Genomic DNA, 16,402 nt, shown 5'->3' with positions numbered 1-16,402 from the left:
CGTGGCTTGTGCCGCCTTCGGGCGGCCTCTTTTTATGTTTTTTTAAGGTTATGTCTCATGAAAGCATTACATTTTGGCGCGGGTAATATTGGCCGTGGATTTATTGGTAAATTGTTGGCAGATGCCAACGTCGAACTGACATTTGCTGACGTCAATCAGCCGCTGTTGGATGCTCTGAACAGCCGTACAAGCTACACGGTGCGGATTGTCGGTGATAACACGCGCCTTGATACCGTCAGCAACGTTAGCGCTGTTCACAGCGGCAGTCAGGATGCTGTCGCGCTTATTGCTGTGGCCGATCTGGTGACGACCGCAGTGGGGCCGCAGATTCTGGAAAAAATCGCCGGAACTATCGCTCAGGGGCTGGTTAAGCGTCATGACGACGGTAACACCCGGCCGTTGAACATTATTGCTTGTGAAAATATGGTGCGTGGTACCAGCCAGTTAAAACAACATGTGTTGAAACTGCTGCCGGAAGGCCATCAGGAATGGGTGGTTGAGCATGTGGGATTCGTCGATTCCGCCGTGGATCGCATCGTACCGCCTTCCGAAGCGGGTAGCGATGATGTGCTGGCGGTAACGGTAGAAACCTTCAGTGAGTGGATTGTCGATAAAACCCAGTTTTGCGGTGAACCGCCAGCGATTCCCGGTATGGAACTGACTGACAATCTGATGGCGTTTGTCGAGCGTAAGCTGTTCACGTTGAACACAGGTCATGCGATTACGGCCTACCTCGGTCGGCAGGCGCGCCATCAAACGATCCGCGATGCGATTCTCGATCCGAAGGTCAGAGCTGTGGTCAAAGGGGCCATGGAAGAGAGCGGTGCGGTACTCATCAAGCGCTACGGTTTTGATGCGGATAAGCACGCTGCCTATATCAACAAGATTCTCAGCCGCTTTGAAAACCCCCATCTGCATGATGATGTGGATCGCGTTGGCCGTCAGCCGCTGCGTAAGCTGAGTGCAGGAGACCGTCTGATCAAGCCGCTGCTGGGAACGCTGGAATACCATTTGCCGCATGATAACCTGATTACTGGCATTGCTGCCGCGATGCATTATCGCAGCGAGCAAGATCCGCAGGCGTTGGAGCTGGCTGAGTTAATCCACACCCAGGGTGTGCAGGCGGCGCTAGTGCAGATTTCTGGTCTGGATGCCGACAGCGAGGTTGTCGCGCAAGCAGTGAATGTGTATAACGCCATGCAGTAATCGGCGCGTCTCGTCACCAGGCAGGTGTGGTCTTTTCGACCCGCTGTAAAGGTATACGGGCGACGTCGGGGATGTGATGTCGCCACACCTGCCGGTAAGCATGCTACCGAGATGGGGTAGGCTGTGTGCGGGTTTAAAGGGTCGAGAAGTGACGATGGAAGAAACACAGGCGTTTGAAAACCGGGTTCTGGAAGCGCTGAACTCAGGGAAGACAGTGCGTGATTTTATGCTCTGTGCTGTTGAATTGCTGGCTGAAGCGGTCAGCATCCTGATGTTGCAGGTGTTCCGTAAAGATGACTATGCGGTGAAATATGCCGTTGAACCTCTGATGACGGGAACGGGGCCACTGGGCGACCTTTCCGTGCGCCTGAAATTGATTTATGGCTTGGGCATGATCAGCCGTAAAGAGTACGAAGATGCGGAACTATTAATGGCGCTGGGCGAAGAATTGGCGCATGACGATCGCCATTATCGTTTTACCGATGATGAAATTCTGGGGCCTATCGGCGAGCTGCACTGCGTTGCTGCGTTGCCCGCAGAACCTGCTTTGCCGCCCGTAGCAGAAGCTGCCGACCCGCTTCTGGTGAGCATGCAACAGCAGCGTTACCAGCAGATGGTGCGTTCCACACTGGTTTTATCCCTGACCGCATTGATTGCGCAAATCAGTCTGAAAAAGGCATTTTAGCCCCATTCAGCGACATCACTCCACATTAGCCCAAGTCGTCATACTTCAAGCTGACGGGGCTTTCAACAACTCGAATTATTTAGCGTATAGTGTATGCTGTGCCCCGCATTATTCTCCCGTTATATAGGTTATCTTTTATGAAAGAGCAGGAAAAAGCAGAGATCAAACGCCTTAGCGACCAATTGGATAAGCTGACGCATAAGCAGACTACGCTGCTGGCACAAGGTGATGCCGAAGCCATCGCACTCAATCTGGAAGCTTGCGAAAAGCTCACGGCTGAGATTGAGCGCCTGCGTAACGTGAGAGAACAGAAACTTAGCAAAGAAGCGCAGAAATTAGTGAACCTACCTTTCAACCGTGCGATTACGAAAAAAGAGCAGGCTGATATGGGGACGTTGAAGAAGAGCGTTCGCGGTTTGGTCATTGTGCACCCGATGACCGCACTCGGGCGCGAAATGGGCTTAAAAGAGATGACAGGCTACGCCCCGAAATCGTTCTGAGGCCTTTCTCTGCGTAGACAGAGGATACTGAATTACTTAACAAAACCCCTGTCTTAACAGGGGTTTTGTCATTTTTAGTGCTCTGCTGTTTTTACTCTTAGCGAGGTGCGTGCAGACGATGCGTTTGGTTGTTAAACGCGATGCCGGCCGGCGTGTCATCATGCTGTGCGTTGGCCAGGCGGAAGACGGACACGGCCTGCTTCAGCAGTCTCGCCTGCTCTTCCAGCGAGTCGGCAGCAGCAGAGGATTGTTCCACCAGTGCGGCGTTCTGCTGTGTGGTGCTGTCCATCTCAACAATTGCCTGGTTAACCTGAGTAATTCCCCGGCTTTGTTCATCTGATGCGGTGGCAATTTCACCCATGATGTCATGCACCTGCGCGATAGAGGTGACGATATCGTTCATGGTTTTGCCCGCATTGCCGACCAGCGTCGCACCGCGTGATACTTGATTAACCGATTCAGAGATCAGGCCTTCAATTTCCTTCGCGGCCTGAGAACTGCGCTGAGCCAAACTACGAACTTCGCTGGCGACAACGGCAAAGCCACGGCCTTGCTCACCAGCACGGGCGGCTTCTACCGCGGCGTTCAATGCCAGAATGTTAGTCTGGAAGGCGATGCTGTTGATGACGGACGTAATTTCCGCGATACGTTTGGAGCTGTTCTCAATCGCGGTCATGGTTTGCACCACGTTATTTACCTGTTCGCCACCCTGTTTCGCGGTGTGGGAAGCGCTGATGGCCAGTTTGTTGGCGTGGTGTGCGTTGTCTGCGTTTTGCTTAACCGTAGCGGTGAGTTGCTCCATGCTGGCGGCGGTTTGTTCAACGGCCGCGGCCTGTTGCTCGGTACGTGAAGATAAATCGGTATTGCCTGCGACGATCTCACCAGATGCGTTAGAAATCTGGCTGACGCCGACGCGAATGTCATCGATCATATTGTGCAGGTTGTCATTCATTTTCGACATCGCACTCATTAACTGACCCAGCTCATCTTTACGGGTAGTGTTGATGGACATGGTAAGATCGCCTGTTGCGATTTTTTCAGCCATGTTCAGCGTGCGACCCAGTGGGGTAGTGATTTGACGCGAAATAAACCAGGAAATCAGTAGACCAAGTAACAGCGTAATCAGTGCGGTGATGCTCATTTGCAGCTTGGCACTGCGAATGTCTGCCTGTGACGCGGCCAACTGATCGCTAAGCAGTGATGTAATAACGGCATTTAACTGATCGGCAACAACTTGCATTTGCCCTGCCTGAGCCATTTCTTCTTGATAGGCGGGCATATAGGCCAACACTTGTTCTTCATAATTATTCATGATCGTCAGAATCGGCGCCAGCGTTTCACGCTGTTCAGCAGACAGGCTCTGATACAGGAAGGTTAATGACGTTTGTGCGGCGTTGATCGCATCCGTCAGCTTTTCTTCGGATTCTTTATCCGTTGAGAGTAATAAACCACGAACGTGGTAACGAACAGCAATCAGTTTTTGGTTTAGGTCAGAAAGTAATAATTGAAGGTTAGCGCTATTGTTGTCTATCTTTAATTGATCGTTGAGTTGTTGTAGTGGTTTTTCCGTCGTTGAAATATTCCAGCTTTTTCTCACAGCATCTTTATTATTCACTGCATTAATATAATTTTTTTGTTTTTCCTGATAGTCATTGATTAATATAGGTATATTCGATATTTTATTTGCATCATTTTCTGGCCAGCTAAATTCTTTTGTTTTTTCAGCGAGTTTACTGATATTGGAAATATGCTCAATATTCTTTTTTATATCATCAGGATTATAATTGGCACCGTATAATGCGCGATAATACTTAGCCTGGTTGATCTCATCATTGATGCTGTTACTTAAATTCACTTTATCAATACTGTCTTTTAGCGAACTTACATGCATAATGCCTGCGCCAGCAATTACCATGGTCATCAGCAGGATCAGGAAAAAGCCCAATCCTAATTTTTTACCGACTTTTAGATTGTCAAAATTTATAGCCATCATATTTCACCACTATATCGTATTGAGCCAAATTCACTATCCCGATGCACACTTGATTAGCGGTGCTAGCATCTCGGATTACCGCGTGCCAAGCCAATCCTGCAAAACAGCATGATAAAAACCCGCAGTAGATATCGGCATTCTGCTCTGAAACTTTACGTGCCAGTAAGCGGCGGCCTGCTGGGGAGAGGCTCAAAGATGAACGGGTATTGCCTACATACATGAGGCTTGAAATAGGGTAGGTACAATAAAAAACTGGAATAACAGACTGTTATTCCAGTTTATATTCAAACGCAGAAGTCACCTGATCGTATCAGGCACCCAGACGTTTTATTTTTTCGCGCTAGCGAAGCGAGCAGCAGCTTCGTCCCAGTTCAGCACGTTCCAGAATGCTTTAGCGTAATCTGGGCGACGGTTTTGGAATTTCAGGTAATAAGCGTGTTCCCACACGTCCAGACCGACGATTGGGTAGCCAGAAGTACCAGAAATGGCTTCACCCATCAGTGGACTGTCCTGGTTTGCAGTAGAAACCACAGCCAGTTTGCCGTCGTCTTTCAGAACCAGCCAAGCCCAGCCAGAACCAAAGCGAGTTGCAGCGGCTTGTTCAAATTTTTCTTTAAACGCATCAACGCTACCGAAATCGCGCTCGATGGCTGCTTTCAGATCGCCAGCCAGCGTTGTACCTACTTTCAGGCCTTTCCAGAACAGGCTGTGGTTAGCGTGGCCGCCCGCGTTGTTACGCAGTGCTGCTTTTTTCTCAGCAGGGACTTTATCCAGTTGAGCAATCAGCTCTTCAACAGACAATTTAGCCAGCTCAGGCAGAGATTCCAGCGCGGCATTAGCATTATTGACATAAGCCTGATGGTGTTTGGAATGGTGAATTTCCATCGTCTCTTTGTCGAAATGCGGTTCCAGTGCGTCATAAGCATATGGCAGCGATGGCAGTGAATAACTCATTTTAGCATCTCCATGGTAAAAAAAATGTTACGGTACTGTTCTATGAGTACCGCGTAAGCAATACGTTCATTATAGTTAATTAAATGATATTGAAAATGATTATTCTCGGTCTGATGTCGTGAACTCTATTGCTTTACTTCATGATAACAAACGGTTATGCCGTTATTGCATTATCTAAAAACAAATTAATCTATGCTCGTCATACTTCACGCTGCCCTTATTCGCTCAGGCGCTGCGGGTGTGTGTAAATGGTTGCCTGCCCTGGTCGACAAAACCCCACCAACGTCAGGTTGCAACGTTGTGCAACATCAACAGCCAGCGAGGTAGCTGCTGAGACCGCAAACAGGATTTCCACGCCACACATGGCAGACTTTTGTACCATTTCATAGCTGGCTCGGCTGGAAACCAGTGCCGCACCCTGTTGCCACCCTTGTTTTGCTCGGGTGCCAAGTAATTTATCCAGTGCGACATGGCGGCCAACGTCTTCACTGCCGCCGCACAGCGTGCCGTCTGACGCTATCCAACTGGCGGCATGGGTACAACCCGTCATCTGGCCAATCTTCTGTACATCGCGCAGCCGCACCAGTGCGTTTTCAAGCTTGCTGAGGGAAAATGTCTGGGTGAAGGGCAGGGGCATCACCGGTTTGCCGATTTCCGCAAGCTGCTCTACGCCACATACGCCACAGCCCGTGCGCCCATCCATCGATCTGCGTCGTTCTTTTAGCCCGGCAAAGCGCCGACTGGAAAGCTCAATATGCACTTCAATACCATTACAGGCTGGCTGTACATCAATGCCGTAGATATCTGCTGGTGATTGGATAATACCTTCAGATAAGGAAAACCCGAGAGCAAACTGTTCCAACTCTTTCGGTGACGCCATCATCACTACATGTGAAATGCCGTTATAAACCAGCGCAATGGGCACCTCTTCCGCCAGCCAGTCAGGCTGTGGCTGGTGTAGCGAATCAGGATGGTTGACCGAATGTTGCGTTGCGCCTAAATGAACCTCTTCCACCTGAAATACCTGCATGTTAGTCACCCTGGAAATTGAACGTATTATTTCACCGTGCCCGAAGGGATGCGAATTTTTCTCCAGGAACAGCGAGCGTGCTCGCATAGCAATGTGTATTTTTCCTGCAACAGGAAAGAAACTGTGCGTCAACTCGAAGAGTTGCCTTCTTCTCTGGCCGAATCCTGTCGCTAACTCCCTACCCCGTATAAGCTCACTGTAACGGTTTACTGTTTGCCTCTTTTTTCACCACCTGATGCGGGTCAGTATTTTGTCAATTTGACGCCAGTAACGGGTCAGCCGATGTGTGAAGTGGCCAGTTCGACAACGCGAGATATTGACCATGCGTTGAATGCCGTGCACAAGGCAAAAGCGGAGTGGGGCGCGGTATTCAGGCTGGTCGAGTCTGGATCACTATCAGCAGACCAAGTGTCTGTTGGTGAGTTATTCTGATAAGCCGATGGGGCTGTTCTAACAGTTAAAACCCTACGCGCTTGCCACCGTAGGCGCACATGGCTTAAATCAACACCATTTTCCGTATTAAGCCGTCCTTACAGGAGGATTTGCCCGGTTGTTGGTCGCTGATGATGGAGAGTTGATTGTGTCAGCGCTTAACAACGGCTACGCTGTTTTGAATAGCGCTTTGCTTTCAAGAGGTTGTACATGACGGATAAGATCGGCTGGATTGATAACCTGCGGGCGCTGGCCTGCATGATGGTCGTTCTGATCCATAGTACAACCTATTATATTACTGCGGGCGGCATGCCGGGCGATGGTCATTGGGATGTGGCGAATATCCTGAACTCGGCTTCGCGCGTCTGTGTCCCACTGTTTTTCATGATCTCGGGCTACTTATTCTTTGGTGAACGCAGTGCGGGGAAGAAACATTTTCTACGTATCGGTTTATGTCTGCTTTTTTATAGTACGGTCGCGCTGATCTATATTGCGACGCTCACGCCAATTAATGGCCTGAACTCATTGCATCATGCGCTGCAAAAACCGATCTTTTATCACTTATGGTTTTTCTACGCCATTATCGTGATTTATCTGCTCTCCCCACTGATTACCGTCAAACCCGTATCGGGCAAATATTTGGCTGTCTTGATTGTCTTATTGGCTGTTGTCGCTAATCCCAATACGGGGCGTGTGGGGTTTGAAGGCTTTAAATTACTGCCTGTTAATCTCTATATTTACGGCGATACGTTTTACTACGTACTGTATGCCGTGCTGGGGCGTGCGTTGGGCATGTTGGATGTGCCAAAGAAAGTCGCGCTTGCCGCTATCCCCTTCTTCATCGCGTGTGTCGCATTGGTTGCGATGGGAACGAAGCACCACACATTATTGAACGATACGTTCACCCCAACGTTTTATATCTACTGTGGCCCGTTGGTGTTTCTGGCTGCGGTCAGCCTGCTGGTGGTGTTTAAGCATTACTTTAGCCAGCGGATTTTACCGGGCTTTGCCACGATTTCGCGCCACTCTCTGGCGATTTACGGGTTTCATGCGTTGATTATTCACTACCTGCGTACACATGATGTTGCGTTGCCGTCGCACCCTGTTCTCGATATTTTCTATGTCTTCGCCATCGCGCTGGTGGCAGGCCTGCTGCTTTCGATGGCGCTACAGAAAATCGATGTGCGTCGTTGGGTAAGTTGACGGCGGATTAGTTTTTACATCAATGGTTTAAGCTGTTCGTAGAGAGCCTTAAATGTATGCCTCCGCTCGGCATAGTCGGTGTGGCGCTGGGTATTCGGCTGATGAATCTGCTCCAGCGGTAGCGGTGGCAAGAGTTCTGCCAGTGGCGTATGCGGATGCATGGCGATTTGCGCCAGGCGGGCAGCACCGAGCGCAGGGCCGACATCCCCTCCCGTGCGGTATTCCAGCGTTTGGCCGCTGATATCCGCCAGCATTTGCCGCCAGTAGGCGCTGCGTGCACCACCTCCAATCAGCGTAATACTATCGGGCTTTAGTCCCGTCATATGCAGCGCGTCCATTCCATCGGCAAGTGCAAATCCCACACCTTCCAGTACCGCTTTTGCCAGTTCTGGGCGGCCGTGTTGATGGGTCAGTCCCCAGAATGCCCCTTTGGCATCGGGGTTATTGTGTGGTGTGCGCTCACCGGATAAATAGGGCAAGAACCACACCGGCGTTATCGTGTTGTTGGCTGGCGTTGAGGCTATTTCCTGCAACAGTGCGGGCACGCTCTCGGCGTGCGTCAGGCGAGCGACCCAATCCAGACAGGATGCTGCGCTTAACATGACGGACATCAGGTGCCAGGTATTCGGCAGCGCATGGCAGAAGCTGTGGACAGCCTGTTGCGGATTACTGAGAAAACCGTCGCTAACGGCGAAGTAAACGCCAGATGTGCCGAGGGACAGCATCGCCTGACCGGTTTGATACAGCCCGACGCCAATCGCGCCTGCTGCGTTATCTCCTCCACCTGCAATCACGGGGACGGAATCCATACCCCAGCGGTTGGCGATGTCAGATCGCAGATAACCGGTAATCTGGCAGCCTTCATACAGTGTTGGCATGTGTTCGCGGCTCAGCACGCAGGCTTCCAGCAGAGTGTCGCTCCAGTCCCGTTTAGCGACATCCAGCCAGAGGGTTCCAGCTGCATCGGACATATCGCTGGCGAACTCCCCCGTCAGACGCCAGCGCAGATAGTCTTTCGGCAACAGGACTTTGTCTATTTGGCGGAAGATGTCGCTTTCGTTTTCTTGTACCCATTTCAGCTTGGGCGCGGTAAAACCTGGCATCATCAGGTTTCCGGTTATCTGGCGTGATGTGGGCACCCACTGTTCCAGCGTTCGGCATTGAGCCGCACTACGTCCGTCATTCCAGAGAATCGCGGGTCGTAGCACGTTCTGGCGGGTATCCAACAACGTGGCACCGTGCATTTGCCCAGTCAGCCCCAGAGCTTTCACGGCGCGAAGATTGTGCGTTGCCGCCAACGCCTGTAGCGCCCGATCGGTTGCTTGCCACCAGTCTTCAGGTGCCTGCTCCGACCAGAGCGGGTGCGGACGAGAAATGCTCAGCGCAGCGCTATGGCTGGCAACCACCTCGCCTTTTTCATCCAGCAAGATGGCTTTAACACCGGACGTACCCAGATCAATACCGATATACATAGTGGCTCCTGATAAGCCTCTGCGACAGGGTTTAATCTGTCGCAGTAGGTGAGCGTACCGTTTTAGCCAAATAGGTGGCGGTTAACCAGATTTTCCAGCAATTCCTGCTGGCCACTCTGGTGCTGTGGCGCCAGTTGATGGCTTTCCGCATAGCGGGCAAGTGATTCCAGCGAGGCGTTCCCTTGCAGGATTTGCTGACCCAATTCCCCGTTCCAGCCTGCATAGCGCTTGGCGACCAGTTGATTGAGCTTATCATCTTCAATCATTCTGGCGGCAGCCTTGAGCGCCAGCGCCATCGTATCCATCGCGCCGATATGCGCATGGAAAAGGTCATAACGATCGGTGCTCTGACGGCGAACTTTGGCGTCAAAGTTTAAGCCACCCGTCGTAAAGCCGCCCGCTTTGAGAATTTCATACATGATCAGCGCGTTCTCTTCCACGCTGTTAGGGAACTGATCGGTGTCCCAGCCAAGCTGCGGATCGCCGCGGTTCGCATCGACCGATCCGAAAACGCCCAGCGCGACAGCGGTGGCGATTTCATGGTGGAATGAATGGCCTGCCAGCGTTGCGTGGTTGGCTTCCACGTTGACTTTAATCTCTTTTTCCAGCCCAAACTGTTTGAGGAAGCCATAAACAGTGGCGACATCGTAATCGTACTGGTGTTTGGTCGGTTCCTGTGGTTTTGGCTCAATGAGCAGCATGCCCTGAAAACCGATTTTGTGTTTATGCTCGACAACCATCTGCATGAAGCGGCCAATCTGCTCACGTTCCTGTCGCAGGTCGGTGTTGAGCAACGTTTCATACCCTTCGCGCCCGCCCCATAGTACATAGTTTTCACCGCCCAGTTTTTGGGTGGCGTTCATTGCAGTGAATACCTGAGTGGCCGCCCAGGCAAACACATCAGGGTCAGGGTTGGTGGCTGCGCCTGCACCATAGCGAGGATGAGTGAAACAGTTGGCGGTGCCCCACAACAGCTTCACACCGCTAGCCTGCTGCTTTTCCGCCAGCACATCGGTGATCACGGCAAAGTTATGTAGATACTCTTTCAGTGAGTTCCCTTCTGGCGCGACATCGACGTCATGAAAGCAGTAGTAAGGCACCCCCAGTTTTTGAAAGAATTCGAATGCGATGTCAGCCTTGCGCTTCGCCAGCTCCAATGCGTCACCTGACTGTTGCCACGGCCGGGCAAAAGAGCCGATGCCGAACATATCCGCACCGTTCCAGCAGAACGTATGCCAATACGCGACGGCAAAACGCAAATGATCCGCCATACGTTTACCGAGAATTTCCTGATCGGGATTGTAGTGACGAAAGGCGAAGGGATTGTCGCTTTGGCTACCTTCATAACGGACTTTTTCGATCTGTTCAAAATAGGCTTGCATCGTTAACTCCTTAGAAACCACCCAGACGGAAGAGACGGGAATGGGATTAATTTTCGGAGTGGATGAAGGTTTCCTCAATTACGTTATTTCACACTGAAATTCAGAGAATTATTAAATGTGCGCTGTGTCGCAAAAAATGACGGTATTTTACTCTGAATGCGCCCCGCAATAAGTAACAACATGAACATGTCGCTCAACAATAAAATATGACTCGTATCAAAAAATAGGAATTAAACCAAAAAACATAATTGGAGGATAAAAATCTGTAATTGATGGGGGAATGTTTAGCGACAATACTCATCTGGCTATTGGTATTGGCGTCTTAGGCCCTGCATCTTAAATAAAAAAGGTACGCTATGATGAAAGTTAACCATTTTTTACTCTCAGCTTGTGCCGTATTCACTTTAGCTTGTCAGCCCGGATTCGCGAAGGATGTTAAAATAGGTATGGCGATTGATGATTTGCGTCTTGAACGCTGGCAGAAAGATCGCGATATTTTTGTTGAGCAGGCTAAAAAGCAGGGCGCGGATGTTTTTGTTCAATCAGCAAACGGTAATGAAGCAACGCAAATTTCTCAAATAGAAAACATGATCAATCGCGGTGTCGATGTATTAGTTATTATTCCTTATAACGGCCAGGTACTTGGCAATGTTATTGCGGAAGCAAAACGTGAAGGAATAAAAGTGCTTGCTTACGATCGCATGATTAATAATGCAGATGTGGATTTTTATATTTCATTTGATAATGAAAAGGTTGGTGAGCTACAGGCGAAATATCTCGTCGATAAGGTGCCCAGCGGGAACTACTTCTTAATGGGCGGTTCACCCGTTGATAATAACGCGAAGCTGTTTCGTCAGGGGCAAATGAAAGTACTTACTCCGCTGATCGAAAGCGGAAAAATCAAAGTGGCCGGCGATCAATGGGTCGATGCCTGGTTACCAGAGAATGCGCTGAAAATTATGGAAAATGCGCTAACGGCGAACAGCAATAAGATTGACGCGGTGGTTGCGTCGAACGATGCGACGGCGGGTGGGGCGATTCAGGCACTTGCCGCACAGGGATTGGCTGGGAAAGTGGCTATTTCCGGTCAGGATGCCGATCTGGCGGCGATCAAACGGATTGTCGCTGGAACACAGACCATGACGGTCTATAAGCCGATCAGCAAGTTGGCGAAAGATGCCGCAGATATCGCCGTGTCGCTCGGTTCCGGCAAAACACCTGAGTCTAACGCTAAGTTAAACAATGGGTTGAAAGATATCCCTTCCTTCTTACTGACGCCGATTCCCGTCGATAAGTCCAATATCGATTCCACCGTCATTGCTGATGGTTTCCACAAAAAAGCGGATGTGTATTAACGCACGTCGTAGCCACTAGATTTCAGGATGCAGGAAAGACGCTCACCGAACCACGACACGAAGTTGTGGTTCGCCACTGTCGCAGACGAGGTCTGAGACACCGTGAATCATGGAGGTCATGATGTCGCATCTGTTGGAAATGAAAAACATCACGAAGGCGTTTGGTACGGTGAAAGCTGTCGATAATGTCAGTTTGATACTGGAAGCGGGTCAGGTCTTGTCGCTATGCGGCGAGAATGGCTCAGGAAAATCTACCTTAATGAAGGTGTTGTGTGCCATCTACCCACATGGCAGCTATGACGGGCAGATTCTCTTTTCTGGTGATGAGCTGCGTGCCAACCATATCCGTGATACGGAGCAAAAAGGCATCGCGATTATTCATCAGGAATTGGCACTGGTGAAAGAGATGACGGTGTTGGAGAACATGTTCCTGGGTAATGAGTGGACGCGTTTTGGCGTGATGGATTACGACAATATGTATCTACGCTGCCAGCGCATGTTGGAACAGGTCAAGCTGGCCGTCGACCCGAATACCAGAGTAGGGGAGCTTGGGTTAGGCCAGCAGCAACTGGTGGAAATCGCCAAGGCGCTGAACAAGCAGGTGCGTCTGCTGGTGCTGGATGAGCCAACGGCCTCATTGACCGAACGGGAAACGGGTATTCTGCTGGAGATCATTCAGGATCTGCGCGATCACGGTATTGCTTGTATCTATATTTCGCACAAGCTCAACGAAGTTAAAGCTATTTCCGATGTGATTTGCGTGATTCGCGATGGAAAACATATTGGTACGCGCCCAGCGGTCGAGCTGAGCGAGGATCAGATCATTGCCATGATGGTGGGGCGAGAGCTGACGGAGCTTTATCCCAATGAACCGCATGTTATTGGTGAAGAAGTGTTACGCGTAGAGCATCTTACCGCCTGGCACCCCGTCAATCGCCATATTCGTCGGGTGGATGATGTCTCGTTTGCTCTACACCGAGGTGAAATTCTCGGCATTGCCGGGCTGGTTGGATCGGGGCGAACGGAGACGGTGCAGTGTCTGTTTGGTGCCTATCACGGTCGTTGGCAAGGCGACATCTTTATTGACGATAAGTCGGTGACCATCAATAGCTGCCAGCACGCCATGGCGCAGGGGATTGCGATGGTGCCGGAGGATCGTAAGAAGGACGGCATCGTCCCAGTGATGAGTGTGGCACAGAATATGACGTTGGCGGCACTCGACCAATTCACGGGAGCGTTTTCCATGCTGGATGATGCCCGTGAGCAGGACATCATCCGGCAGTCGCTGACGAACCTGAAGGTGAAAACGTCCAGTCCGGAACTAGCGATCGCCCGGCTAAGCGGTGGCAACCAGCAAAAGGCGGTGTTGGCGAAATGCCTGCTGCTGAACCCTCGGATTCTGATTCTCGACGAACCCACACGCGGCATCGATATCGGTGCCAAATATGAAATCTATAAGCTCATTAATGCGCTGGTAAAACAGCACATTGCCGTCATTGTCATTTCTTCCGAATTACCCGAAGTGCTGGGGTTGAGCGATCGGGTGTTGGTGATGCATCAGGGGCGTATCAAAGCGGATTTGATCAATCGTGATTTAACTCAGGAACAGGTTATGGAAGCTGCATTGAGGAGTGAACATCGTGCTGAAAACATCGCAGTCTGAACAACAACATGTCGTTGGCTCTGCCCCGATGCTGCAACGGTTGAAAAGCATCAATCTTCAAGTCTACGTGATGATTGCCGCCATCATCGCCATCATGCTCTTTTTCACCTACATGACCGATGGGGCGTATCTCAGCGCGCGTAATCTCTCCAATCTGTTAAGGCAAACGGCGATCACCGGCATTCTGGCGGTTGGTATGGTGTTTGTCATTATCTCCGCCGAGATCGATCTGTCGGTTGGCTCAATGATGGGGCTATTGGGTGGCGCGGCGGCTATTTTTGATGTCTGGTTTGGCTGGCCTTTACCGTTGACCATCGTTGTGACGCTTGCGCTGGGATTGCTGCTTGGCGCGTGGAACGGCTGGTGGGTCGCCTACCGTAAAGTTCCTTCTTTTATCGTGACACTGGCAGGGATGCTGGCTTTTCGCGGCATTTTGATCGGCATTACCAATGGGACGACGGTTTCCCCGACCAGTGAGGCAATGTCGCAGATTGGGCAGAGTTATCTGTCTTCCGGCATCGGTTTTATGTTCGGTGCCATCGGGCTGATGGTGTTCATTGCCTGGCAGTGGCGTCGGCGCAGTAGCCGCGCCCGATTAGGATTACCGATAAATCCGCCCGCAGGTGACATTGGCCGACAGACATTGACGGCACTCGTCGTATTGGGCGCGATCTACCTGCTGAATGATTATCGCGGTGTGCCAACGCCGGTGCTGGTGCTGACATTGTTGATGCTGGGCGGTATTTTTCTGGCGACGCGGACCGCATTTGGTCGCCGAATCTATGCAGTAGGCGGGAACATCGATGCGGCCCGCTTATCGGGGGTGAATGTCGAACGCACCAAAATGGTGGTGTTCGCCATTAATGGCCTGATGGTCGCGGTCGCAGGACTGATTCTCAGTTCACGATTGGGGGCGGGGTCGCCATCCGCCGGGAATATTGCCGAGCTGGATGCGATAGCGGCTTGCGTGATTGGTGGAACCAGTCTGGCGGGCGGTATTGGTAGCGTCGCCGGTGCCGTGATGGGGGCATTTATCATGGCGTCGCTGGATAACGGGATGAGTATGCTGGATGTGCCGACGTTCTGGCAATACGTCGTAAAAGGCGGAATTCTGCTGCTAGCGGTGTGGATGGATACTGCCACAAAGCGGCGCGTATAACGTGATAGTGGGTCTATGGAGGAAATACGTGGCGGCTCGCAATAATCAGCAAATTATTTTGGCTTCTGGGGGCGCTGTGCTATTCAAGGAAGAAGATTCTATTCGAGGAGTTTGTGATTAATGGGCACCAACAACCATGTTTGAAAAACGCTATCGCATCACGTTGCTGTTCAACGCCAACAAAGTGTATGACCGTCAGGTGGTTGAAGGTGTTGGCGAATATTTACAGGCTTCTCAGTGTGATTGGGACATCTTCATTGAAGAGGATTTCCGTTGCCGCATTGATAATATCAAAGAATGGCTAGGCGATGGCGTGATTGCCGATTTTGACGATGGCGAGATCAAACAGCTATTACAGGATGTGAATGTGCCATTGGTGGGGGTTGGCGGTTCCTACCATCAGCCCGAGGATTACCCGCCAGTGCATTATATTGCTACAGATAATTATGCACTGGTAGAAAGCGCATTTATGCACCTTAAAGAAAAAGGGCTGAACCGTTTTGCTTTTTATGGCCTGCCAGCATCGGGTGGGAAAGGCTGGGCACAGGAGCGGGAGCATGCTTTCCGGCAACGGGTGGCGGCAGAAAAGTATCAGGGAGTGGTGTATCAGGGAATGGAAACCTCGCCGGATAACTGGCAATACGCGCAAAATCGGCTGGCCGACTGGGTACAAGGATTGCCGCCGCAGACCGGCATTATCGCGGTGACGGATTCTCGCGCACGCCACCTGTTGCAGGTCTGCGAGCACCTTAATATTGCCGTACCGGAAAAGCTATGCGTCATCGGGATCGATAACGAAGATCTGATTCGCTATCTTTCACGCGTGGCACTGTCATCGGTAGCGCAAGGCACGCGTCAAATGGGGTATCGTGCTGCGAAACTGTTGCATCAACTGCTGCTGGATCGGTCTGACTTGCCGCTGCAACGCATCCTGGTGCCGCCGGTTCGGGTGGTTGAGCGTCGCTCAACAGACTATCGCTCCGTGCACGATCCTGCCGTTATTCAGGCCATGCACTTTATCCGTTATCACGCCTGTAAAGGGATTAAGGTCGAGCAGGTGCTGGATGCGGTAGGGATTTCCCGCTCAAATCTGGAAAAGCGTTTTAAAGATGAGGTAGGCCAAACGATTCACGGTGTGATTCACGCAGAGAAGCTGGATCGGGCGCGCAATTTGCTGATATCGACTTCGCTCTCGATTGGTGAGATCTCGTTGATGTGCGGCTATCCTTCATTGCCCTACTTTTACGCTGTCTTTAAGAAAGGCTATGACATCACGCCAAAAGAGTACCGTGAGCGTTATGGGGAAGGTTATTAAGGCTATTCAGTTTATTCAAGTAGGCAGGTCAAAGCAGGAAGGCGCGGTGGTGC

Annotated in this window: 13 protein-coding genes and 1 pseudogene; 9 read left to right on the top strand and 5 right to left on the bottom strand. The window is 51.0% G+C overall.

Annotated elements, in window-relative coordinates; all coding sequences use genetic code 11:
• The first annotated feature begins 57 nt into the window (after positions 1–57).
• The 3 genes from AACH44_RS20360 (at position 58) to AACH44_RS20350 (ending at position 2,391) form a co-directional block, all read left to right on the top strand.
• On the top strand, positions 58–1,206 hold the full coding sequence (locus AACH44_RS20360; protein WP_338659433.1) for a mannitol-1-phosphate 5-dehydrogenase: 1,149 nt from the start codon (positions 58–60) through the stop codon (positions 1,204–1,206).
• Between the two features lie 100 nt (positions 1,207–1,306).
• A complete protein-coding gene (locus AACH44_RS20355) occupies positions 1,307–1,891 on the top strand; it encodes an MltR family transcriptional regulator (RefSeq protein ID WP_261849386.1) in 585 nt (194 codons plus the stop codon).
• A gap of 137 nt (positions 1,892–2,028) precedes the next feature.
• Positions 2,029–2,391, top strand: coding sequence for a YibL family ribosome-associated protein (locus AACH44_RS20350; RefSeq protein ID WP_261849339.1), 363 nt, complete (start codon positions 2,029–2,031; stop codon positions 2,389–2,391).
• A gap of 97 nt (positions 2,392–2,488) precedes the next feature.
• On the opposite strand, the gene AACH44_RS20345 is transcribed toward AACH44_RS20350, so the two are convergent.
• From AACH44_RS20345 to fdhD, 3 genes are all read right to left on the bottom strand, one after another.
• Entirely contained in the window at positions 2,489–4,381 is a 1,893-nt protein-coding gene (locus tag AACH44_RS20345) for a methyl-accepting chemotaxis protein (RefSeq protein ID WP_261849385.1), read from the bottom strand.
• A gap of 330 nt (positions 4,382–4,711) precedes the next feature.
• A complete protein-coding gene (gene sodA / locus AACH44_RS20340; protein WP_261849338.1) occupies positions 4,712–5,338 on the bottom strand; it encodes a superoxide dismutase [Mn] in 627 nt (208 codons plus the stop codon).
• Positions 5,339–5,555: 217 nt separating this feature from the next.
• Positions 5,556–6,368: a formate dehydrogenase accessory sulfurtransferase FdhD gene (gene fdhD, locus AACH44_RS20335; RefSeq protein WP_261849337.1), complete on the bottom strand. Its 813-nt coding sequence runs from the start codon at positions 6,366–6,368 to the stop codon at positions 5,556–5,558.
• Between the two features lie 246 nt (positions 6,369–6,614).
• Here fdhD and AACH44_RS20330 point away from each other — a divergent pair.
• Positions 6,615–6,728: pseudogene (locus AACH44_RS20330) on the top strand (hypothetical protein); the annotation flags it as partial.
• A gap of 282 nt (positions 6,729–7,010) precedes the next feature.
• Positions 7,011–8,003, top strand: coding sequence for an acyltransferase (locus tag AACH44_RS20325; protein WP_261849336.1), 993 nt, complete (start codon positions 7,011–7,013; stop codon positions 8,001–8,003).
• A 14-nt stretch (positions 8,004–8,017) separates the two neighbouring features.
• Here AACH44_RS20325 and xylB read toward each other — a convergent pair whose 3' ends face one another.
• Complete coding sequence (gene xylB, locus AACH44_RS20320; protein ID WP_261849335.1) at positions 8,018–9,475, bottom strand: xylulokinase; 1,458 nt, start codon at positions 9,473–9,475, stop codon at positions 8,018–8,020.
• 62 nt (positions 9,476–9,537) lie between these two features.
• Positions 9,538–10,857 (bottom strand): xylose isomerase, encoded by a 1,320-nt coding sequence (xylA, locus tag AACH44_RS20315; protein WP_261849334.1) that lies wholly within the window; start codon positions 10,855–10,857, stop codon positions 9,538–9,540.
• Between the two features lie 359 nt (positions 10,858–11,216).
• Here xylA and xylF point away from each other — a divergent pair, with 359 nt between their 5' ends.
• From xylF to xylR, 4 genes are all read left to right on the top strand, one after another.
• The gene (gene xylF / locus AACH44_RS20310; protein ID WP_261849384.1) at positions 11,217–12,212 is read left to right on the top strand and encodes a D-xylose ABC transporter substrate-binding protein; all 996 of its coding nucleotides are present in this window, start codon (positions 11,217–11,219) and stop codon (positions 12,210–12,212) included.
• Positions 12,213–12,333: 121 nt separating this feature from the next.
• Positions 12,334–13,875, top strand: a complete 1,542-nt coding sequence (locus tag AACH44_RS20305; protein WP_338659630.1) for a xylose ABC transporter ATP-binding protein — start codon at positions 12,334–12,336, stop codon at positions 13,873–13,875.
• A 28-nt stretch (positions 13,876–13,903) separates the two neighbouring features.
• Positions 13,904–15,034 carry a xylose ABC transporter permease XylH gene (xylH, locus tag AACH44_RS20300; protein ID WP_261849382.1) on the top strand — a complete coding sequence of 377 codons (1,131 nt, stop codon included), beginning with the start codon at positions 13,904–13,906 and terminating at the stop codon, positions 15,032–15,034.
• A gap of 136 nt (positions 15,035–15,170) precedes the next feature.
• On the top strand, positions 15,171–16,349 hold the full coding sequence (xylR, locus tag AACH44_RS20295; RefSeq protein WP_261849333.1) for a D-xylose utilization transcriptional activator XylR: 1,179 nt from the start codon (positions 15,171–15,173) through the stop codon (positions 16,347–16,349).
• The last annotated feature ends 53 nt before the right edge of the window (positions 16,350–16,402 follow it).

It is taken from the genome of Pectobacterium araliae (assembly GCF_037076465.1).
Classification (GTDB): Bacteria; Pseudomonadota; Gammaproteobacteria; order Enterobacterales; family Enterobacteriaceae; genus Pectobacterium; species Pectobacterium araliae.
The sequence above is the reverse complement of the archived record's forward strand: the minus strand, read 5'-3'. Positions and strand labels throughout refer to the sequence as shown.

Bases quoted from the DNA above. Each gene is read 5' to 3' on its own strand.
- fdhD (WP_261849337.1), bottom strand. From the start codon at position 6,368: ATGCAGGTATTTCAGGTGGAAGAGGTTCATTTAGGCGCAACGCAACAT.
- xylB (WP_261849335.1), bottom strand. From the start codon at position 9,475: ATGTATATCGGTATTGATCTGGGTACGTCCGGTGTTAAAGCCATCTTG.
- xylA (WP_261849334.1), bottom strand. From the start codon at position 10,857: ATGCAAGCCTATTTTGAACAGATCGAAAAAGTCCGTTATGAAGGTAGC.
- xylR (WP_261849333.1), top strand. From the start codon at position 15,171: ATGTTTGAAAAACGCTATCGCATCACGTTGCTGTTCAACGCCAACAAA.
- sodA (WP_261849338.1), bottom strand. From the start codon at position 5,338: ATGAGTTATTCACTGCCATCGCTGCCATATGCTTATGACGCACTGGAA.
- AACH44_RS20350 (WP_261849339.1), top strand. From the start codon at position 2,029: ATGAAAGAGCAGGAAAAAGCAGAGATCAAACGCCTTAGCGACCAATTG.
- xylF (WP_261849384.1), top strand. From the start codon at position 11,217: ATGAAAGTTAACCATTTTTTACTCTCAGCTTGTGCCGTATTCACTTTA.
- AACH44_RS20355 (WP_261849386.1), top strand. From the start codon at position 1,307: ATGCTACCGAGATGGGGTAGGCTGTGTGCGGGTTTAAAGGGTCGAGAA.
- AACH44_RS20345 (WP_261849385.1), bottom strand. From the start codon at position 4,381: ATGGCTATAAATTTTGACAATCTAAAAGTCGGTAAAAAATTAGGATTG.
- xylH (WP_261849382.1), top strand. From the start codon at position 13,904: ATGCTGCAACGGTTGAAAAGCATCAATCTTCAAGTCTACGTGATGATT.
- AACH44_RS20305 (WP_338659630.1), top strand. From the start codon at position 12,334: ATGTCGCATCTGTTGGAAATGAAAAACATCACGAAGGCGTTTGGTACG.
- AACH44_RS20325 (WP_261849336.1), top strand. From the start codon at position 7,011: ATGACGGATAAGATCGGCTGGATTGATAACCTGCGGGCGCTGGCCTGC.
- AACH44_RS20360 (WP_338659433.1), top strand. From the start codon at position 58: ATGAAAGCATTACATTTTGGCGCGGGTAATATTGGCCGTGGATTTATT.